This is a genomic window from Lactobacillus sp. HMSC08B12 (assembly GCF_001808415.1).
In the GTDB taxonomy this organism is placed as follows: Bacteria; Bacillota; Bacilli; order Lactobacillales; family Lactobacillaceae; genus Lactobacillus; species Lactobacillus delbrueckii.
In genome coordinates, this window is sequence record NZ_KV793209.1 from 1 (window position 1) to 18,974 (window position 18,974).

The 18,974-nt window shown below is 50.9% G+C and carries 19 protein-coding genes and 1 other annotated feature; of the genes, 12 read left to right on the forward strand and 7 right to left on the reverse strand.

Annotated elements, in window-relative coordinates:
• The first annotated feature begins 134 nt into the window (after nt 1–134).
• Nucleotides 135–1,355 (forward strand): ATP-grasp domain-containing protein, encoded by a 1,221-nt coding sequence (locus HMPREF3168_RS08655; protein ID WP_070489621.1) that lies wholly within the window; start codon nt 135–137, stop codon nt 1,353–1,355.
• Between the two features lie 40 nt (nt 1,356–1,395).
• Here HMPREF3168_RS08655 and HMPREF3168_RS08660 read toward each other — a convergent pair whose 3' ends face one another.
• Both HMPREF3168_RS08660 and HMPREF3168_RS08665 read right to left on the reverse strand, forming a co-directional pair.
• Nucleotides 1,396–1,920 (reverse strand): NUDIX domain-containing protein, encoded by a 525-nt coding sequence (locus HMPREF3168_RS08660; protein ID WP_003615813.1) that lies wholly within the window; start codon nt 1,918–1,920, stop codon nt 1,396–1,398.
• A 131-nt stretch (nt 1,921–2,051) separates the two neighbouring features.
• Nucleotides 2,052–3,671 (reverse strand): peptide ABC transporter substrate-binding protein, encoded by a 1,620-nt coding sequence (locus HMPREF3168_RS08665; RefSeq protein ID WP_016396775.1) that lies wholly within the window; start codon nt 3,669–3,671, stop codon nt 2,052–2,054.
• 373 nt (nt 3,672–4,044) lie between these two features.
• Here HMPREF3168_RS08665 and HMPREF3168_RS08670 point away from each other — a divergent pair, with 373 nt between their 5' ends.
• The 4 genes from HMPREF3168_RS08670 (at nt 4,045) to gltX (ending at nt 7,596) form a co-directional block, all read left to right on the forward strand.
• On the forward strand, nt 4,045–4,413 hold the full coding sequence (locus HMPREF3168_RS08670; protein ID WP_035185276.1) for a GntR family transcriptional regulator: 369 nt from the start codon (nt 4,045–4,047) through the stop codon (nt 4,411–4,413).
• A 1-nt stretch (nt 4,414) separates the two neighbouring features.
• Nucleotides 4,415–5,113: an ABC transporter ATP-binding protein gene (locus HMPREF3168_RS08675; RefSeq protein ID WP_025896191.1), complete on the forward strand. Its 699-nt coding sequence runs from the start codon at nt 4,415–4,417 to the stop codon at nt 5,111–5,113.
• Nucleotides 5,113–5,949, forward strand: coding sequence for an ABC transporter permease (locus HMPREF3168_RS08680; RefSeq protein ID WP_070489623.1), 837 nt, complete (start codon nt 5,113–5,115; stop codon nt 5,947–5,949). Before HMPREF3168_RS08675 ends, HMPREF3168_RS08680 begins: the two co-directional genes overlap by 1 nt.
• Before the next feature lie 144 nt (nt 5,950–6,093).
• Nucleotides 6,094–7,596, forward strand: a complete 1,503-nt coding sequence (gene gltX / locus HMPREF3168_RS08685; RefSeq protein ID WP_070489625.1) for a glutamate--tRNA ligase — start codon at nt 6,094–6,096, stop codon at nt 7,594–7,596.
• An 81-nt stretch (nt 7,597–7,677) separates the two neighbouring features.
• On the opposite strand, the gene HMPREF3168_RS08690 is transcribed toward gltX, so the two are convergent.
• Nucleotides 7,678–8,703 carry a YeiH family protein gene (locus HMPREF3168_RS08690; protein WP_070489627.1) on the reverse strand — a complete coding sequence of 342 codons (1,026 nt, stop codon included), beginning with the start codon at nt 8,701–8,703 and terminating at the stop codon, nt 7,678–7,680.
• Nucleotides 8,704–8,821: 118 nt separating this feature from the next.
• On the opposite strand from HMPREF3168_RS08690, the gene HMPREF3168_RS08695 reads away from it, so the two are divergent.
• A complete protein-coding gene (locus HMPREF3168_RS08695; protein ID WP_070489629.1) occupies nt 8,822–9,697 on the forward strand; it encodes a LysR family transcriptional regulator in 876 nt (291 codons plus the stop codon).
• 45 nt (nt 9,698–9,742) lie between these two features.
• Here HMPREF3168_RS08695 and pepV read toward each other — a convergent pair whose 3' ends face one another.
• From pepV to HMPREF3168_RS08710, 3 genes are all read right to left on the reverse strand, one after another.
• Complete coding sequence (pepV, locus tag HMPREF3168_RS08700; protein WP_070489631.1) at nt 9,743–11,161, reverse strand: dipeptidase PepV; 1,419 nt, start codon at nt 11,159–11,161, stop codon at nt 9,743–9,745.
• 21 nt (nt 11,162–11,182) lie between these two features.
• Nucleotides 11,183–12,802: a peptide ABC transporter substrate-binding protein gene (locus HMPREF3168_RS08705; protein ID WP_070489633.1), complete on the reverse strand. Its 1,620-nt coding sequence runs from the start codon at nt 12,800–12,802 to the stop codon at nt 11,183–11,185.
• A 236-nt stretch (nt 12,803–13,038) separates the two neighbouring features.
• Nucleotides 13,039–13,318, reverse strand: a binding site (T-box leader).
• 99 nt (nt 13,319–13,417) lie between these two features.
• Nucleotides 13,418–13,984: an NUDIX hydrolase gene (locus HMPREF3168_RS08710; protein ID WP_050952759.1), complete on the reverse strand. Its 567-nt coding sequence runs from the start codon at nt 13,982–13,984 to the stop codon at nt 13,418–13,420.
• 142 nt (nt 13,985–14,126) lie between these two features.
• Here HMPREF3168_RS08710 and cysS point away from each other — a divergent pair, with 142 nt between their 5' ends.
• From cysS to HMPREF3168_RS08740, 6 genes are all read left to right on the forward strand, one after another.
• On the forward strand, nt 14,127–15,551 hold the full coding sequence (gene cysS / locus HMPREF3168_RS08715; RefSeq protein WP_070489635.1) for a cysteine--tRNA ligase: 1,425 nt from the start codon (nt 14,127–14,129) through the stop codon (nt 15,549–15,551).
• Entirely contained in the window at nt 15,544–15,987 is a 444-nt protein-coding gene (locus HMPREF3168_RS08720; protein ID WP_003612316.1) for a Mini-ribonuclease 3, read from the forward strand. The genes cysS and HMPREF3168_RS08720 overlap by 8 nt, the downstream gene beginning before the upstream one ends.
• Entirely contained in the window at nt 15,974–16,723 is a 750-nt protein-coding gene (gene rlmB, locus HMPREF3168_RS08725) for a 23S rRNA (guanosine(2251)-2'-O)-methyltransferase RlmB (RefSeq protein ID WP_014565204.1), read from the forward strand. The genes HMPREF3168_RS08720 and rlmB overlap by 14 nt, the downstream gene beginning before the upstream one ends.
• A gap of 111 nt (nt 16,724–16,834) precedes the next feature.
• The gene (locus tag HMPREF3168_RS08730) at nt 16,835–17,404 is read left to right on the forward strand and encodes a sigma-70 RNA polymerase sigma factor region 4 domain-containing protein (RefSeq protein WP_003612314.1); all 570 of its coding nucleotides are present in this window, start codon (nt 16,835–16,837) and stop codon (nt 17,402–17,404) included.
• A 67-nt stretch (nt 17,405–17,471) separates the two neighbouring features.
• The gene (locus HMPREF3168_RS08735; protein WP_002876482.1) at nt 17,472–17,687 is read left to right on the forward strand and encodes a P8 family protein; all 216 of its coding nucleotides are present in this window, start codon (nt 17,472–17,474) and stop codon (nt 17,685–17,687) included.
• 136 nt (nt 17,688–17,823) lie between these two features.
• Complete coding sequence (locus HMPREF3168_RS08740; RefSeq protein WP_070489637.1) at nt 17,824–18,606, forward strand: alpha/beta hydrolase; 783 nt, start codon at nt 17,824–17,826, stop codon at nt 18,604–18,606.
• A gap of 187 nt (nt 18,607–18,793) precedes the next feature.
• Here HMPREF3168_RS08740 and HMPREF3168_RS10825 read toward each other — a convergent pair.
• On the reverse strand, nt 18,794–18,974 hold a 181-nt coding region (locus HMPREF3168_RS10825), incomplete at its 5' end, for a zinc ribbon domain-containing protein (RefSeq protein WP_246825710.1).

Consider the following 18,974-nt stretch of genomic DNA (forward strand, 5'->3'; position numbering starts at 1 on the left):
AAAGTCAATGCCTTAACTTAATGACATTGATCTATTGGGGATGCCTTCTTTTTGGCCCAGTATACTAGCAAGGATGCAGCAGCTTCAGATATGGTCAGCGCCAAAATCAACAAGGCTTTTAATGAGGTTTGCCGATGAAAAAGATTGTAATTTTGGCCCCTATCAGCAACAACTATATTAACTATTTCGATGCTATTAGCGGGGATAAGGATAACCTCTATCTGATTTTTGCCATGGAACGGCACCGTGACAATTATCCAGAAACTTTGCCAGAAAACATCAAATTCGTTTTCTTGAAGATCTGGAATGAAGAATATATTGACTACGTGATCAGTCAAACTTTTGGCCAGCAGATCGACTACGTTTATGCTTATTCTGAAGAAGAGATCATCTTTGCGGCAAAATTACGGAAAAAATACCAAGTTACCTTGGGGCAAAGCTTGACGAGCGCGGAAGAATTCCGGAATAAATTAACTATGGTCAAGGCAGCTGAGCAAGCTCACGTAGCCGTTCCCCGTTACTGGCCGGTCGATAACGTGTTTGATCTGATCGAGGCAGAAAAGAAGCTGGGCTTCCCCTTCGTGTTAAAGCCAATTGCCGGCATGGGGTCGATGGATACCTTTGTAGTTCATGATCATGTTGAGTTAGAAAGGCTGGCCGCTGATAAAATTCTTCGTGGCTATTTGGCAGAAGAATTTATCCCCTGGTCCCTGTACCACGTGGATGGTTTTGTAAAGCAAGGCCATTTTGTCTACTTGATCAGTTCTAAGTATTTTGCCAATACACTAGAAGTGAAAAACGGTAAATCAGTTGGAAGCGTGCAGATAAGCCCGACCGCGGCAGAACAGAAGTTGATCCGCTCTTACGTGACAGACCTACTCAAAGGAATGGATACGCCGGAAAACCATCTCTTTCATCTTGAAGTCTTTTGCGACGGCCGCGAGGTAAAATTGTGCGAGATCGGGTCAAGATTGGGGGGAGGACGGATTCTGCAAGAGCTTGAGCAAGGGCTGGGCTTTAGTCCTATTCAAGAATTGCTGAAGCTGGATCTGGGCCTGCCGAATAAGGTGGACCTTGACAAGGAGTATAAGTCAGCTGAGATTCGCGGTTTTGTGATGGTTGAACCTGGCCGGGGAATTTTACAAAAATTGCCGGCTGCAGATGCCGTGCTAGCAGCCAATCCGGAAGTCTATGACTACTATCAATATGCTAAGCTTGGCCGGACCTATAATGGCGCGGCAAGCAGCGTAGAGGCCCTTGCGGCAATTTCCGTTTGCGGAAAAGACAGCAGGACCGTTGAAGAAAAACTAAAGGAGCTGGATGCCTGGCTGAAAAAAGCAGCAGTATACAGCTAAAAAGCAGGGAAGGCTATTTTATAGCCTTCCCTGCTTTTTCTTATCTTCTCTCATTAAGCAGCCGCCACTTGAGCCAGGCTGCTTGGCCAGCCCCGTGGGCAAATTCACCCTTGACGATCAAATCTTCCAGCTGGTCGACAGAGACGATCTCCATCTTGATTTCTTCCAGAATCTCTCTTTTTGGCTGAGCCATTTTTGTGGCCCGGCAGGCAAAAAGGGTGATCTTCTCATTGGTTGAGCCAAAAGAAGGGTAGGTGAAACCGAGTTCTGTCAACTCGCTGGCCTCATAGCCCGTTTCTTCCAGCAGCTCTCTTCTGGCTGCCTGACTGGGCTCTTCTCCCTCATCAATGCCGCCGCTGGGGAATTCATATTGCCAGCTGCCAACGGGGTGCCGGTATTCCTTCAAGAGCAAGACGTGGTCATCATCAACGAAGGGGATGATGGAAATCCCGAAGCCGATCGTAACGTAGGAATATGGGGCGATTTGCCCGTCCTTGGCCACCTTCTCTTGAATGACCGTGAAGCGGCCCGCCTTGATAGTTTCTTTCTTGACTACTTTGTACATTTTTTGCCTGCCACCAATCTCTTTAAAAATCAGTTCAATTGTAGCAAGAAAAACAGTTAAAGTACAAAAATAGCAGACCAGGCGGTCTGCTATTTTCAGTGATTCAGTTTGTTAGCCTCTAAGGACAGACGCTAGTTAACGTGAGCGTACTTGAAGTCCCAGTGGTCGCGCAGGTTTACCAAGCCCTTGATTTCTGGACGGACAATCCAGGCACTGGTGCTTGAGTAAAGTGGTGAAATACCAACGTCCTTCAGCAGAATGCCTTCAGCCTTGGACAGGTTGCTCCAGCGTTCAGAGTCTGAGCCAGTAGTCTTTGAAGCCGCGATCAGCTTGTCGTATTCCTTGTTGGACCACTTGCCGCCGTTTTGGGCGTTGGTGGAAGTCAGCAAGTCCAGGAAGGAGATCGGGTCGTTGAAGTCGGCACCCCAGGCAGAAACAACCATGTCGAAGTTAAGCGCGTTAGTTCTAGCCAGACGGGTCTTGAATGGCAGGTTCTGGGTGGTGATGGAGACTTGCGGCAGAGTTTCCTGAATGTTTGATTGCATTGCTTCAGTAGACTTCTTGGCACCATCGGTGTCGTCTGACAAAAGCTTGAAGCTCAGCTTGGAAACGCCAAGTTCCTTCATACCTTGCTTAAGGTACTTTTGGGCTTCCTTCTTGTTGTAGTAAGTGTAAGCTTCGTCACTCTTGGAAATCAGGCTGGTGTAGTCCTTGCCGTTAACCGTGGTCAGCTTGGCTGGAGTGAAGGTGTGAGCTACAGTGTTGCTGCCGCCCAGGACCTTGGTCAGGCTTTCCCGGTTAATAGCCATGGAAAGAGCCTTACGGATGTTGGCGTTTTGCAGGTACTTGTTCTTAGCCTGGTTGAATTGGATGTAGAAGGTAGTCCCACGTGGGTAGAGAGCATAACCCTTTACGCTCTTAAGCTGCTTGCTTTGTTCAGCGTCCAGGGCTACAGCGTCAAGCTTGTTTGACTGGTAGAGGTTGTAAGCAGTTGACGGGGTCTTTTGCACGCTGTAGTTGACCGCGTCCAGCTTGACATTCTTCTTGTCCCAGTAGTATGGGTTCTTCTTGAGCTTCCAGGACAGGTTTGACCCGCTCCAGCCGCTCATAATGTATGGTCCGTTGTAGACCATGTACTTGGAGGCAGTACCGTACTTGGAGCCGTACTTCTTGACTGCTTTTTCGTTTTGTGGGAAGAAGCTCCCGAAGGCCATCAGGTTGTTGAAGTAAGGAATCCGCCGGTCCAGGGTTACGACCAGCTTGTACTTGCCAACGGCCTTAATCCCCAAAGTTTCCGGCTTCTTCTTGCCGTTTTGGATGTCGGTGGCGTTCTTGATGCCTTCAAACAGGTAAGCGTATTGAGAAGCAGTCTTTGGGTCAACAGTTCTGCGCCATGAGTAGACGAAGTCTTGCGCGGTTACCGGGTCACCGTTTGACCACTTGTTGTCCTTACGGAGAGTAAAGGTGTAGGTCTTCCCGTCCTTGGATACCTTTTCGCTGGTTGCCATGGCCTTTTCCTGGCTGCCGTCAGACTTTGCCCGGTACAAACCTTCCATGGTGTTGATCAATTGGGTAAAGCTGGCAGAGTCAGTGGCCTTGGACAGGTCCATAGTCGGAATTTCAGCTGATTCTTCCCAGTTCAGTTCTTTTTTGTTAGATGAAGAAGATGAAGAGTTGCCGCCGCAGGCCGTCAAGGCTAATGCAGCCGTCAAGATGCTGCCGGCAGCCAAAAAAGTCTTAGTCTTTTTCATGTTGTCCTCCTTGAAAAGTTTGCATTATCAAACACTAATTGTAGTCTAACAGAAAATACACAAAAAGAAACGCTCTCTTGCGACTATGAGCCGAAGATGAGACGGGACTGAAACCGTTGTTAAAGCAACCGTAAAGTAATTAAAGACAACTTTAAGTATTATTTCATTTGCTAGAAAACAGTCTAGTCTAACTTAAAAGTAGAATTGGCTGATTGTTTAAAGGAAGAAAGGTAAGTAAAAAGCATAGGAAAGAACTAGGCCAAAGATAAAGGGACAAAATTTTGCTTTTTCTCTGTTTTTGCCTTGACGAAAGGCCCGATCCATTATACACTAACAGTGTATTAGATAAATAGTACAGCAAAGGGGCGCGCAAATGAAATTCAAAGACAACCTGCCGATCTACTTGCAGATTGAAGACTATATCTACTTGCAGATCGCCCAGGGCAAGCTGCAGGCCGGCAAGAAGCTGCCTTCAGTCAGAGCCCTGGCACTTGAATTGACGGTCAACGCCAATACAGTCCAGCGGGCACTTAGAGAAATGACGGCCAAGGGCTATATTTTTACCAAACGCGGCGAAGGTAACTTCGTTACGACCGATGAAGGCCGCCTGGAGGAAATGAAGAGCAAATTGCTGAAGCAGGAGCTGGCGGCTTTCGTCAGCCGGATGGAGAAACTCGGAGTCGAAAGGGAAAACCTGACTGGACTATTGGCCAGCTACTTAGATGACACAAGGGAGGAATAGCATGAAGACTTTGGAGATTAAGGATTTAAGCTACCACAAGAATTCAAAGACGATTTTGGAGAGAGTTAACTTGACTTTGGAGGCCGGCAAGATCGTGGCCTTAGTCGGGGCCAACGGGGCCGGCAAGACCAGCTTGATGCGGGTGATCGCGGGCCTGGCCAAGCAGTACAAGGGCAGCGTGGAGGTATGCGGGGAAGCAGATGAAGACCGCCGCAAGCAGTACATCGCCATGACCGACAGCTTGTCCGCCTTCCGCGACTCCAGAAAGATCAAGGATGTCGCTGACTTTTACCGCCTGGTCTACCCGGACTTTGACGACAAGCAGTTTGCTGATATTCTGGAATTCATGAACTTGAATGAAGATGAAAGACTGGGCAGCCTGTCCAAGGGGATGAAGGAGAAATTAATCATCGCCCTGGTCTTCTCCCGCAAGGCCAAGCTCTACCTGCTGGATGAACCTTTCAGCGGGGTTGATGCCATGAGCCGGAAGAAGATTATCAAGTCCATGCTGCTTTGGAAGCCGGAAGAGGCGACCCTGGTCATCAGCGACCACGTCTTAGATGAAATCGCTCCGGTGATCGATGAGGTCGTTTTGATCAAGAAGCACTCAGTTTTAGAGCAGCGCAGTGCTGAAGAAATCCGGGCTGAACAAGAAAGCATCGAAGAGTGGTATGAAGGATTTTACGAGGGGGAAGAGTAATGATCGCTTTTAAGCAGACTTTCGCGGCCATGTTCAAGGAAAAGAGCCGGACGACCTGGCTCAGCCTGGGCATCGAGGCAATTTTTATCCTCTTGATCAGCTTGTACTTTGGTATCAGATACGGCTTTGGCAGCGACTCAGCTGGTATTGGCATCGGGATTGCCGCGACGGTGATCTTCTGCGTGGGCATCTGGTACCAAATTGACGTGATTATGGCGGCCTACCGGATCAACCGGTCCCAGACCTGGCGGCAAGTGCCGGTAACAGCGGGCAACTTCCTGACGGCTAATGTGCTGACCGGGCTTGTGACCGCGGTTATCTTTGCCTTAGCTAACCTCTTGATCTTCGTAATTACCTTGCTGCCATTTATTTTTGGCGGGGAGATGCGGATCGATTCGCAAGCAGTGGCGACTTTCCAGCCTTACGTCTCCAGCATCAGCAACTGGCTGCTCTACATGACCTTGTTTGCCCTGGTCAGCTTTGCCGGTGGCATCTGCTTCTGGCTGCTCATCACTGAATCAGCCAGCGTTTTGGGGGACTTCCTGCCTTTGAAGGGGAAAACGAGCAAGTTTGCCAAGGCAGTTATCCTGCTGGCCCTTCTGGCTCTCTTGTCCTGGGGCAGCAGCAGCATCTTGGGCGCGGTCATCCGCATGGTTTCAAATTCCGGCTTTGACTTCAACTTTGTCATTGACAATACTGGCCTGCACACGTCCCAGACCGACCTGGGCTTGCCGGTCATCAGCTGGCTCTACATGCTGGCTGAGCTGGTCTACGTGGCCATCTTGTGGGCAGCGGAATACTTCGTCTTCAAGAAGGGCGTTGAAGCCAAGAAATAAGCAAATCAGATTAAGTGACAAATGCCTGCCTTTGGTGGGCATTTTTGCTTGTCGTCAGGGCCCGATTTGCCGGTAAAGATTGAATTTTTTCCTTATTGCTAGTAAACTTAATAAGTTGAAGAATAGTAAGAAAGAGGCATAATTTTGGCTAATAAGAAAATCCGCGTGAGATACGCTCCGTCACCAACTGGCCACTTGCACATTGGTAACGCGCGTACTGCTCTGTTTAACTATCTGTTTGCACGTCACAACAAGGGGACTTTGGTTCTGAGAATCGAAGACACTGACACCGCCAGAAACGTTGAAGGCGGGGCTGAATCTCAAATCGAAAACCTGCACTGGCTGGGGATCGACTGGGATGAAGGTCCGGACATCGGCGGGGACTACGGCCCTTACAAGCAGTCCGAAAGAAAGGACATCTACCAAAAGTACATCGACCAGCTGCTTGAAGAGGGCAAGGCTTACTACTCCTTTAAAACTGAAGAAGAACTGGAAGCCCAGCGTGAAGAACAGCGGGCCATGGGGATTGCTCCTCACTATGTCTACGAATACGAAGGCATGACTACTGACGAAATCAAGCAGGCACAAGACGAAGCCCGGGCCAAGGGCTTGAAGCCAGTTGTCCGCATTCACATTCCAGAAGGCGTGACTTACGAATGGGACGACATCGTTAAGGGCCACTTGAGCTTTGAATCCGACACTATCGGCGGTGACTTCGTCATCCAAAAGCGCGATGGGATGCCAACTTACAACTTTGCCGTCGTTGTCGACGACCACTTGATGGAAATCAGCCACGTGCTCCGGGGCGATGATCACATCTCTAACACGCCAAAGCAGCTTTGCGTTTACGAAGCTTTGGGCTGGGAAGCTCCAGTCTTCGGCCACATGACTTTGATCATCAACTCCGCTACTGGCAAGAAGCTGTCCAAGCGTGACGAATCAGTCCTGCAGTTCATCGAACAATACAGAGAACTTGGTTTCCTGCCAGAAGCCATGTTCAACTTCATCACTTTGCTGGGCTGGTCACCAGTTGGCGAAAGCGAAATCTTCTCCAAGCGTGAATTCATCAAGCAATTTGACCCGGCCCGTCTGTCCAAGTCCCCAGCTGCCTTTGACCAAAAGAAGCTGGACTGGGTCAACAACCAGTACATGAAGACGGCTGACAGAGATGAACTTTTGGACCTGGCCCTGCACAACCTGCAAGAAGCTGGCCTGGTTGAAGCTAACCCGGCTCCAGGCAAGATGGAATGGGTAAGACAATTGGTGAACATGTATGCCAACCAAATGTCCTACACCAAGCAAATCGTTGACTTGAGCAAGATCTTCTTCACTGAAGCAGAATACCTGACTGACGAAGAAGTGGAAGAAATCAAGAAGGACGAAGCTCGTCCGGCGATTGAAGAATTCAAGAAGCAACTGGACAAGCTGGACAACTTCACGGCCAAGAAGATCATGGGCGCCATCATGGCTACCCGGAAGGAAACTGGCATCAAGGGCCGCAAGCTCTTCATGCCAATCCGGATCGCTACTACCCGGTCAATGGTCGGCCCTGGCATCGGCGAAGCTATGGAATTGATGGGCAAGGACACGGTCATGAAGCACCTGGACTTGACCTTGAAGCAGCTTAGCGAAGCTGGCATCGAATAAGCTAAAGAACAAAGGAAAAGGCTTTTACCGAGCGGTAAAAGCCTTTTTTGATGCAATCGATTAAATTGTTTGTTTTATTTTTTACCAGAGCCCCATTAGCCGCTGCAAAAGCAGGCTGACGGCTGTGATCCCGGCCCAGCAGGAAGCCCCGAGCAAGAGGGGCTTGGCCCCGGACTTGACCAGCTTGACGATGTTGGAGTTAAGACCAATCGCGGCCATGGCCATGATGATCATGAACTTGCTCAGCTCCTTTAAAGGCAGGAAGACATTGGCATTTACTCCATTAGCCAGGGCAAAGGTTGTGATTAAGGAAGCCAGGACAAAGTAGAGGATGAAGGCAGGAAAGGCCCGCTTCAAGCTGAAGCTGTTGTCCCTTTGCTCCTTTTTGGCGGTGAAATAGCCTAAGGCCAGGGTGATAGGGATGATGGCCAGGGTTCTGGTTAATTTGACGGTCACGGCCTTGTCCAGGGTCTGGCTGCCCAAATGGAACATGCTGTCCCAGGTTGCCGCCGCGGCAGTGACGGAAGAAGTGTCGTTGATGGCTGTCCCGGCAAAGATGCCGAAAGAAGTCCCCGAAGTCTGGTCAAAGCCCAGGAGCTTGCCAAAGATGGGGAAGAGGATGGCGGCCAGGACGTTGAAAAAGAAGATAACAGAGATGGCCTGGGCTACTTCGTCGTCGTCAGCGTCGATAACCGGGGCGGTAGCGGCGATGGCGCTGCCCCCGCAGATGGATGAGCCGACCCCGATCAAGGTTGAGATCTTGCCGGGGATGTTTAAAGACTTGTGCAAAAGCCAGGTGAGCAAGAGCGAGGTCGAGATGGTGCAGATGATAATCGGCAGGGACTGGCGGCCGGTCTTGACGACTACCTGCAGGTCCATCCCAAAGCCCAAGAGAACGACGGCCGTTTGCAGGATATACTTGGACGTCCACTTGATCCCGCTGGCCGCGCCTTTCTTCTCTTCCCAAAAGAGGGTGATGACCATGCCAAACAAGATGGCGAAGACGGCGCCCCCGATGACTGGCAGGGCCTTGCCTAAGAGCCAGGCGGGGGTAGCGATGGCCAGGCAGACCAGGATGCCGGGCAGATTCTTTTTAATCCAATTCATTTCTTTTTTGCCTCCAGATATTTTTTGAACATGCTTTAGTATAGTAGTAAAATGGTAGAAAATAAAATTATAGATTATTATCTGTCGATAAAGCAGAATTATTGTAATGAGGCAGGGGATGCTGGATTTTCGCGTCAAAACATTTTTAACGGTCTGTGAGACCATGAACTTCACCCGGGCGGCTGACCGCCTGCATGTGACCCAGCCGGCGGTGTCCCAGCACATCCGCTATTTGGAGAAGGAGTACCAGGTCAAGCTTTTCAGCTACCAGGGCAAGAAACTGACCTTGACCGCGGCGGGAGAGAAACTCCGCCAGGCCATGCGGCAGATGCAGAGCGATGAGCGCCTGCTTAAAGCGGAAATCAAGCAGGCTGACCTGCCGCCGGTCCGCTTTGGGGTAACCATGACCATTGGGGAATACGCCTTAGCCAGGCCCCTCAGCCGCTTTTTAAAAGACCATCCCCAAACCAATGTGGAAGTAGTCTACGGCAACACCCAGTTTTTGACCAAGAAATTGGATGAGGGGGACCTGGACTTTGCCCTGGTAGAAGGGGACCCGGCCAGGGGTTATGCCAGCCTACGCTACCAAAGCGAGGACTTCATCGCCGTCTGCTCGCCAGATTTGTCTTTTGCCAAGGAGCCGGACCAGATCGCTGACCTTTTTGACCAGCGCCTTTTGGTCAGGGAACCGGGCTCAGGGACCAGGAAGATCCTGGAGGACAGCTTAGGCGCCCAGGGGCAGGAACTGAGCGACTTCAAGCAGTATGTCCAGGTCGGCAACATGCAGATGATCACCCAGCTGCTTTTGGCCAATTGCGGGGTCTCTTTCTTGTACCAGACTGCCGTCAGTGACCTTTTAAAGGCAGGAAAGCTGCGGAAGTTGAGTTTGCGGGACTTCCAGATCCGTCATGACTTCACCTTTATCTGGGAGAAGAGCAGCCTCTACGCCGACCGCCACCGGCAGATCTGCGCGGAACTTAAGGCAAGCAGATAAGAAAAGACTTTTACTTGTTTTGGGTAAAAGTCTTTTTTGCATATTCTACTTGGTTAATTCGCAAATCGCTTCAGCGTAGATGGCCAGGCTTTTTTCCAGTTCAGCCAGGCTGACGGATTCGTCGATGGCGTGGGCGGTGTCCAGGCTGTCCGGGAAGGCAGGCCCGTAGCCGACCCCGTTTTTAAAGAAGCGGCCGTAGTTGGCCCCAGCGGAGATAACGGTCGCACCGGCTTGGCCAGTCTGCTTTTCGTAGACGGAAAGGAGGGTCTTGACGAAGGGGTCGTCGCTAGCAACGAAGTGGGGCTTTTCAAAGTCCTGGTAGGGCTGGAAGGTCGTCTGGCAGAAAGCGCCGAACTTGTCGTTCAGCTGCTGGCACATTTTTTCCGGGCTGGTCCCCCGGCTGTAGCGGATGTCGCTCTTGATACAGGCTTCAGCTTGGCCCCTTTGGTAGCGGAAGACGGCCGGGCAGTTGATGGACTTGCCCATCTCGGAGTCAGTATTGGCGATCCCGATCTTTTCCCCGTAGTAGTCTTCCAGCTCAAGGTCACCGGCAAAGTCCAGGAAATTTTTAGCCCGGCCGGTGAAAGGAAAGTCCCGTAAGAAGCTGGCCAGGAGGCAGGCCCCGTTTTTTCCTTCCCAGGGAACAGAGGCGTGGGCACTGACGCCTTCCAAACTAATCTTTAAGCAATTACCATTTTCGCTAGCTGTTTCTTTGATTTCCCCAGTCAAGCCATTTTTTGCCAAAAAGTCCGGGAAAGCTGCCTCAATTTTCGCAAGATTCTCGCCAGAGACAACGGCGGTCGCGGCGGCTGGAATCATGTTGGTGGCCTGGCCCGCAGTGAAGGACTCAAGGATTAAGCTAGTAGCTTCTTTGCCAATAAAATCTGTCTTCAAAACAGCCAGACCAGCCTGACCGGTTACGATAGGAAAAGAGGAGTCGGGGGAGAAGACCCAGTCAGGAGCCGGGCGTTTTTGGAGGTAGTACTTCATCCCCACCCAGTCGGTTTCCTCGTCAGTGCCGATAATCAAGGAAATCTTCTTTTTCGGCTGAAAACCGGCTTCCTTTAAAGCCAGGAGGGCGTAGTAGGCGGCTAAGGCCGGACCCTTGTTGTCGCTTGCTCCCCGGCCGAAGACTCTGCCGTCTTTGACCCATGGGGTAAAAGGATCCTGGCTCCAGCCTTCATCTGGCGGGACAACGTCGACGTGGACGGCCACGCCCAGTTCCTGGGTGCCTTGGCCAAAAGTAACGACCCCGGCATAGTTGTCGATGTTTTCAGTTTGAAAGCCGTCCCGGTCAGCGTAGGCCAGGAATTTTTTTAAGGCCTTGACCGGACCCGGGCCTACGGGAAATTCAGGAGTGGCCAGGTCCATGTCGCGGACGGAGTCAATCTTGATCAAGTCTTTTAAGTCGGCTAGCAGGGCCGGCATTTTTGCTTTGGCAAATTCTTGGTAAGGAAAAGTCATCTTATGCTCCTTAGTAGTTAATTACTTGCTGATATAAGCACCCTTGAAGTTGTAAGCAAGGCCTGCGCCTTTGAGGGTGATGTTCTTAACCTTCGGGTTGATCAAGGTCGCGGTGTTGCCATAGTAAAGCGGGGTCACGCCCTGCTGGGTAAGGAGGATGCGTTCAGCCTTGACCAGTTCTGCCCAGCGCTTCTTGCTTGAAGTCGTGGTCTTGGAAGTTTCCATGGCCTTGTTGTAGGCCGCGTTTTCCCATGACCCGTAGTTGTTGACGTTGGTCTTTTGGAACATTTCCAGGAAGGTGTTCGGGTCAGCGTAATCCCCGCTCCAGCCGTCCAAGATGACGTCAAAGTCACCGGCTTCTTCTCTGGCAAAGCGGTTCTTGAATGGCATGTTGGTGACTTCGACCTTCATGCCCAGGGTGCTTTCCAGGGCGCTTTGGATAAATTCCGTGGCCTTCTTGGCGTCATCAGTGTCATCGCCTAAAAGCTTGATGATGATCTGCTTTTTGCCCAGCTCCTTCAAAGCCTTCTTGTAGTAAGCCTTAGCCTGGGCCTTAGTCCCGGACTGAATAGCCTTGGTCCGCTTGGTTACGACTTCCTTGCTGAATTCCTTGCCGGTAACCGGGTCAGTGACCCCGCTTGGGGTTAAAGAAGTAGCGGCGATGTCAGCCAGGTTCAGGGTCTTGGCCAGGGATTCCTTGTTGATCGCGGCGGCGATAGCCCCGCGGAGGTTGACATTTCGCAAGTTCTTGTCAGTCTTGAAGTTGTACATGAGGTACTGGGTCCGGTTGTCCTCCTTGATTTGCCAGCCCTTTTGGTTTTTGAGACTCTTGCTTTGGGAAGCGGACAGGGTGGTCATGTCCAGTTTGCCGACCTGGTAGAGGTTGTAGGAGGTGCTTTGGGACTTTTGCACGCTGAAGTTGATCTTGGTCAGCTTGACATTCTTCTTGTCCCAGTAGTACTTGTTCTTGACCAGCTTCCAGGTCAGGTTGGACCCGGTCCAGCCCTTCATGACGAATGGACCGTCAGACAGGGTGTATTTAGCGGTCGTGCCGTACTTTTTGCCAGCTTTTTCAATGAATTTCTGATTTTGCGGGGCAAAGGCTGAGCCAGCCAGAAGCAATTGGAAGTAAGGGATCTTTCTTTCCAGGGTCACGACCAGCTTGTACTTGCCCACGGCCTTGATGCCCAAGCTGGGGACAGGCTTTTTGGAAGCAATGATGGCGTCAGCGTTCTTGATGCCGGAGTACTTGTTGGACTGGGTTGAGGCGGTCTTGGGGTTGACCTGCCGGCGCCAGGCGTAGACGAAGTCCTTGGCTGTCAAACTTTCCCCGTTGGACCACTTGGCATTTTTCCTGAGCTTAAAAGTCCAAGTCAGGCCGTCCTTGCTTTCTGTCCAGGACTTGGCGATGCCGGGCTGGATCTTGGAGTTGTTGCCCAGGCGGACCAGGCCTTCCATAGTGGCGTCCAGCTGCTGGCCACCGTAGACGTCATTGTTCAAGGCCGGGTCCATGGTGGAGATTTCCCCGGCAGAGAACCAGTTTAAGACTTGCTTGGTCTTTGAGCTGCTGGCAGAGCTGTTGGAGCAGGCGGAAAGCAGGCTGGCGGACAGGGCTAAAGTGATGATGGCTGATTTTTTCATGGTCTTTTCCTCGGTGTTTTCTAAAAATTGAATTGATCTAGAACTGATTGTTTTCTTTTTAAAAAGCAGCGAGGGGATGTCGGCCATTTAAGGCGGACGGGGTATTTTTGAACATGTTTGACTCTTTCATGGCGGACTCCTTTACAAAATCATTTTTAAAGCTGGCAGAAAAAGAAAGATTAAAAAAAGAGCAAGAAACGGAGAGAAAGAAAAAATCGCCCCCAAGGAATTGCTTCCTTGAAGACGATTGTTAGTCGTGGTCCCACTTCATTTCATCAGCTGCCTCACGGCAACTGACCTTACACTGCCGCTGACTAGTCGCCGGAAAGGGCAAAGAAGGCCAGTTTCCAGGAACACCCAGGGCAGCCGTGGTAACGCTCGCTAGCGGGAAGGCCTACTTTATTTCGGCCAACCAGTTCTTAGATGTGTTTCGCCAGGCGGCTTTTGCTCAATCGCACCAACTTGAGCTCTCTGGAAAAAGCCGGACCTGGTTACTCTTCTAATCGATACTTTTCTTAAAACGCTTTAATTTTTAATTAATGTAATCTTAAAGCGTAAATAGGCTTCTGTCAAGCGGCTTTTTGAAAAGAACTTTTTCTTTTTTGCTTTTTCTGTTTACCTAGCCGGATAATCCTTGAGTTTGGCGTTCAGCTTGGAGTAGATCCGGTCGACAAACCAGGGCTCGGTTGACTTTTCCAGGGCTTCATCCAAGCCAAACCAGGCAACAGCCTTGTTTTCGTCTTCTTTAGGCCGGATAGGCAAGCTGTCGTCTGCTTCCAAGAGGTAGGTCACGTTTAAGTGCAGGTGCGACGGGACGTATTTGCCTTTTTTCTCATGCCCGTCCACGGTCAAAATCTCAACAGAATAGATCTGGTCCGTGACTGGAGTTGCTTTAACCCCGCTTTCTTCCGCGACTTCTTTTAAGGCCACATGCAAAAGGTCCTGGTCGCCGTCCGCGTGCCCGCCTAGCCAGGCCCAGGAGTCGTAGATCCGGTGGTAGGCCATCAGGGCTTTGTCCCGGGCCGGGTTGACGACCCAGGCTGAAGCGGTAAAGTGCTCGGCCAAATTGGACCGCAAGAACAGTTCTTCCCCGGTCTCCAGCCGGTAGATCATCTCTTTGACGTCGGCTGCTTCTTGCTCGTTAAAGGGTTGGTAATTTTTTAAATCAGTCAGTAAAGTCATTCTTCTCTTCTCTCTATTTTTTCTGTTTCTCTCTGTTTCCTCAGATTTTACCACGGGCGGTGATTGTCTGTTAAAATGTAGAGTGTTAAGTACTGAATTATTGCAGGTAAGGAAAACTTCTTAAAGAAAGCAGGAAAATATCGTGAAGCTTTTCAACACTTTAACTAGGCAGAAAGAAGAATTCAAACCCCTGGTTCCCGGCCAGGTCAGCATGTACGTCTGCGGACCGACGGTCTACAACTACATCCACATCGGCAACGCCAGAAGCGCCATCGCTTTTGACACCATCCGCCGCTACTTTGAATACAAGGGCTACAAGGTCAACTACGTTTCCAACTTTACTGACGTCGATGATAAGATGATCAACGAAGCTAGAGCCGAAGGCACGACCGTGCCGGAATTAGCCGAACGCTACATCCAGGCCTTCCTGGAAGACACCCGGGCCTTAAACATCGAAGAAGCGACTCTGCACCCGCGGGCAACCCACGAAATCCCGGCCATCATCGACTTCATCCAAACCTTGATCGACAAGGGCTACGCTTATGAAACCGACGGGGACGTCTACTACCGGGCTAAAAAGTTCGCTGACTACGGGCACTTGAGCGACCAAAACATCGACCAGCTGGAAGAAGGGGCCTCCCAGCACGTAAACGATGAAGAACAAGGCCGCAAGGAAGACCCGATCGACTTTGCCCTCTGGAAGGGGCAGAAGGTTGCAGACGAAATCGCCTGGGACTCCCCATGGGGCAAGGGCCGGCCGGGCTGGCACATTGAATGCTCAGTCATGTCCACCAAGTACTTAGGTGACACCCTGGATATCCACGGGGGCGGGCAGGACCTGGAATTCCCCCACCACGAAAATGAAATCGCCCAAAGTGAAGCCAAGACGGGCAAGAAGTTCGTCAACTACTGGCTGCACAACGGCTTCGTGACCGTGGGTAAGAATGAGGAAAAAATGTCCAAGTCCCTGCACAATTTCGTGACCGTCCATGATATTTTAAAGACTGTTGATCCCCAGGTTCTCCGCTTCTTCATGGCCAGCGTCCAGTACAGAAGCCAGATCGACTACTCGGAAGAAAACCTGGAGCAGGCCGCTAACATTCTGGGCCGCTTCAAGAACACCCTGGAAGGGATCAACTACCGCCTGGCTGACGCGACTGAAGGCTTGCCGGACCCGGACCTGGCCAAGCTGGTCACTGAAACCAAGGCAAAGTTTGAAGCCGCCATGGACGATGACTTCAACGTGCAAAATGCCTTGACCGCCATCTACGAAGCCCTGCCAGCCGTCAACTCCAACGCCAACGCTGAAAAAGCCGACAAGGAAAGTCTGCGGCTTTTTGCTAAAAAATTAGCTGCCTGGCTCAGCGTCTTTGGCCTGGATGTTGACAAGCTCCTGGCTAAGGAAGCCGGCGATGATGACGCTGTAATCGAAGAATTGGTTGCCCAGCGGACGGAAGCCAGAAAGAACAAGGACTGGGCCAAGAGTGACGAACTCCGCGACCAGCTTAAGGAAATGGGGGTAGTCCTCAAGGATACCCCGCAAGGAACCAGGTGGAGCCGTGAATAAAGCACAGAAGTTAACTGAAAAAAAGATTGATCCCAACACCTTGAGCGGGCAGACTCTGGCCTACTTGGGCGATGGGATCTATGAAGCCGCCATCCGCCGGCACTTGATCAAGGGCGGGATGTTGAAGCCGCAGAACTTGCAAAGAGCAGCAACCCACTATGTCTCAGCCAAGGCCCAGGCGGGCCTGATTGCTAAAATGCTGGACACCGGCTTTTTGACTGAAGAAGAAGAAACAGCCTACAGGCGGGGCAGAAATGCCAAGACCCATACCAAGGCCAAGAACACCAGCCTGGCCACGTATGAAATGTCAACTGGCTTTGAAGCAGTCTTTGGCTACCTGGACCTGGCCGGTGAAGAAGGCAGGGTCAAGGAATTGATTGCCTGGTGCATTGATGAGGTGGAAAGTGAAGGGACAAGGGAATATGTCTTCAACTAACAATGATTTTGTCTTCGGCCGTCATGCCGGAATCGACTTTTTGAAAACCCAGGACAGCGAAAAGATCAACAAGGTCTTCCTGGCTGAAGGGGTTCAGGAGGACTTTGCCAGAGAAGTCTACCGCTATGCCAAAAAGAAGCATTTGATCATCCAGCGGGTGCCGAAAAACAAGCTGGACAAGCTGACTGGCGGGGAAAACCACCAGGGCCTGGTTTTGGCTGTCGCTTCTTTTGAATACGCCGACTTTGACCAGCTCTTGGATAAACTGGATCAAGAAGAGGCCCCCCTTTTGCTCATGCTGGACAATATTGAAGACCCCCACAACCTGGGCTCCATCCTCCGCAGCGCCGACGCGACCGGGGTCAGCGGGGTGATCATCCCTAAGCGCCGGGCCAGCGGCCTGACCAGCGTGGTGGCGAAGACCTCAACCGGGGCCATCGACCACGTGCCAGTTGCCCGGGTGAACAACCTGGTTCAAACCTGCCAGGCCTTGAAGGACCGGGGTTACTGGATCTTCGGGACGGCCATGGAAGGCGATGACTACCGGAAGTGGAATGCCAATGGCAAGACCGTTTTAGTTATCGGTAATGAAGGCAAGGGGATCTCCCCGCTTCTTCTTAAGCAAATGGACCAGACTTTGACCATCCCGATGATTGGCCACGTCCAATCCCTGAATGCTTCAGTAGCAACCGGGGTCTTGCTCTACCAGGCCTTTAACAGCCGCCACCCTTTGTAAAGCAAATCGTTTACAGTTCAAGAAAAGTGATTGAATCAAACAATGGTTCGATTCTGTCAAGGTAAAAAGTCCTTTATTCTGTGGGCAAACAGAATGAAAGGGCTTTTTATAATGGGATTGACAAAGGAAAGAGAGCGCCTGCTGATCAGCCGGATTCAAAAAGATGACGATGAGCAGGCCCTTAAAGAACTGTATTACAGCTGCCTGCCTGTGATCGGCGGCACCATCAAGCAGTATTTTGTGGAGCTATATGACAACCAGGACTGGGAGCAGGAGGCCTTGATCCTCTGCTATAAGACCGCCAAGCGCTTTGACTTAAAGCAAGGAAAGCCTTTTGTCGGCTTTTATAAGGTCAGCCTGCACAACCGGGCCATCAACTTGATCAGACGGGGCAAGCGGAAAAAGCGCCTGGCCGCCAGTGACCAGGTCTATTGGGAAGATGTGGCTCCCGAACTTGAGCAGGCTTCCTGCTTGATCGCGAGTCCGCCGGCGCCTGTTTTGGACTGGCAGGATTTGGTTGAGTCCTTGAGCATGCTGGAATTGGAAGAATTGCTTTTGGAACTGGGCTATAAGCAGGCCGGGGAGATCAAGCGCCAGTACCAGGTCAATGAGATGGGGCTCAGACGGGCCAAATACCGGGTGAAGGAAAAAATCAAGCTAAAATTGCGGATAGGTGCGTAAACATTTTAGCCAAATGGGACTATAATATAGTTGTAGGATGAAAAAATTATTTAGGAGGTAATCAAAAATGTCAGAAATTGTTAAGACAGCTTTGCTGGATCGTTCAATGAAAGAAGTTTTTGAGTGGAGTGACTCAGACACCCCTGTAAGAGATGCCCTTTGGGACTACTTCATGGAGTCAAACGGCCACAACACCGACAAGACTGAGGAAGCCATGCTTCCATTCATGAGCTACTCTGACGACAAGATCATCGCATTTGTCAACGAAAACCTTAAGAAATAATCTTTTCCCTACATTCCTGACCTCTTGTCTCCCATAAGGGAGGGGAAGGGGCGAAAAACGGCGGCTCGCTTGAGCCGCCGTTTTTTTGTTAAAATAAGAATCCAGCTATAAATCTGACAAGGAGAAATTTGGAAATTTGGAAAAGAAACAAGAAAAAACGGAGAAACAGAAAAAGCAAAAGAAACAAAAGAATAAGATGGCCAAGAAGCAAAAAGGGCTGCTGGCTCTGGCGGTGATTTTAGCCGCCTTGCTGCTTGCCTTTGGTCTGTATTTTGGCAATTACTATCATGCTGACAAGACGGCCCAGCAGGCGATGAAGAGCAGTCGGACAGTCAAGGTCAAGCAGACAGCTGAGGGCTACCTGTTTGATGGGCCTGCAAAGAAGAATGCCATTATTTTTTACCCGGGAGCGAAAGTGGAAACTACCGCCTACGCGCCCCTCTTAAAGCAGATCGCCAGCCAGGAGGCGGATGTTTTCTTAGTTGATATGCCCTTGCACATGGCCTTCTTCGGCCTCAATAAGGCAGACAAGATTCGGGCCAGCTACCATTACCAAAACTGGTACATGTCGGGCCACTCGCTGGGGGCGGCCATGGCGGCTAGGTATAGCGCGGACCACTTGAAAGACTACCGGGGCTTGATCATGCTGGCCGGCTACCCAACCAAGGACCTGCACGCGGCTAATTTTTCCGTGCTCAGTATCTACGGGTCAAAAGATGGAAATACGAAGATGCTGCAAAAGAATCCCCAGTACCTGCCAAATGACTACACTAAGCAAGTCATCAAGGGCGGCAACCACGCCCAATTTGGCAATTATGGCCGGCAAAAAAGGGACGGCCAGGCAACCATCTCCAGAAAGTCCCAGCAGCAGGCAACGGTCCAAGCGGTTCGGAAATATTTACTTGCTCATGACAAGTAATGAGGTCAACCAACCTCGGACTGAAGTCCGGGGCTTGCAAGTCGAGAAATGCCAAAATGCATTCCAGCTCACACTAGTCAGATAGAGATGATTTGCGGGTGCAGGGATCATCCAATTACCAAACTTATATTATTGAGCCTCGGGTTGCCTGGGGCTCATTCTTTCTACTAAGGGCTGTATGATTGCTTTAGCTTGCAGCTTCCGAATCGTACGGAATTATTTTGTATTCCTGATCCGAGAGCTTGGCAATGCCTTTCTCCAAGATGTTCAGCGCAGCGTTGTAGTCGCGGATATGGTGCGCTCCGCACATTGGGCAGTCCCATTCCCGGTTCTTTAGGGTCAGCTTCTCATGGCCGTTGTGGCCCATG

Coding starts and splice junctions, on each gene's coding strand:
- HMPREF3168_RS08665 (WP_016396775.1), bottom strand. CDS start 3,671: ATGAAAAAGACTAAGACTTTTTTGGCTGCCGGCAGCATCTTGACGGCT.
- HMPREF3168_RS08710 (WP_050952759.1), bottom strand. CDS start 13,984: ATGACTTTACTGACTGATTTAAAAAATTACCAACCCTTTAACGAGCAA.
- HMPREF3168_RS08680 (WP_070489623.1), top strand. CDS start 5,113: ATGATCGCTTTTAAGCAGACTTTCGCGGCCATGTTCAAGGAAAAGAGC.
- HMPREF3168_RS08660 (WP_003615813.1), bottom strand. CDS start 1,920: ATGTACAAAGTAGTCAAGAAAGAAACTATCAAGGCGGGCCGCTTCACG.
- HMPREF3168_RS08675 (WP_025896191.1), top strand. CDS start 4,415: ATGAAGACTTTGGAGATTAAGGATTTAAGCTACCACAAGAATTCAAAG.
- rlmB (WP_014565204.1), top strand. CDS start 15,974: ATGTCTTCAACTAACAATGATTTTGTCTTCGGCCGTCATGCCGGAATC.
- HMPREF3168_RS08690 (WP_070489627.1), bottom strand. CDS start 8,703: ATGAATTGGATTAAAAAGAATCTGCCCGGCATCCTGGTCTGCCTGGCC.
- HMPREF3168_RS08655 (WP_070489621.1), top strand. CDS start 135: ATGAAAAAGATTGTAATTTTGGCCCCTATCAGCAACAACTATATTAAC.
- HMPREF3168_RS08730 (WP_003612314.1), top strand. CDS start 16,835: ATGGGATTGACAAAGGAAAGAGAGCGCCTGCTGATCAGCCGGATTCAA.
- pepV (WP_070489631.1), bottom strand. CDS start 11,161: ATGACTTTTCCTTACCAAGAATTTGCCAAAGCAAAAATGCCGGCCCTG.
- HMPREF3168_RS08705 (WP_070489633.1), bottom strand. CDS start 12,802: ATGAAAAAATCAGCCATCATCACTTTAGCCCTGTCCGCCAGCCTGCTT.
- HMPREF3168_RS08695 (WP_070489629.1), top strand. CDS start 8,822: ATGCTGGATTTTCGCGTCAAAACATTTTTAACGGTCTGTGAGACCATG.
- HMPREF3168_RS08735 (WP_002876482.1), top strand. CDS start 17,472: ATGTCAGAAATTGTTAAGACAGCTTTGCTGGATCGTTCAATGAAAGAA.
- HMPREF3168_RS08670 (WP_035185276.1), top strand. CDS start 4,045: ATGAAATTCAAAGACAACCTGCCGATCTACTTGCAGATTGAAGACTAT.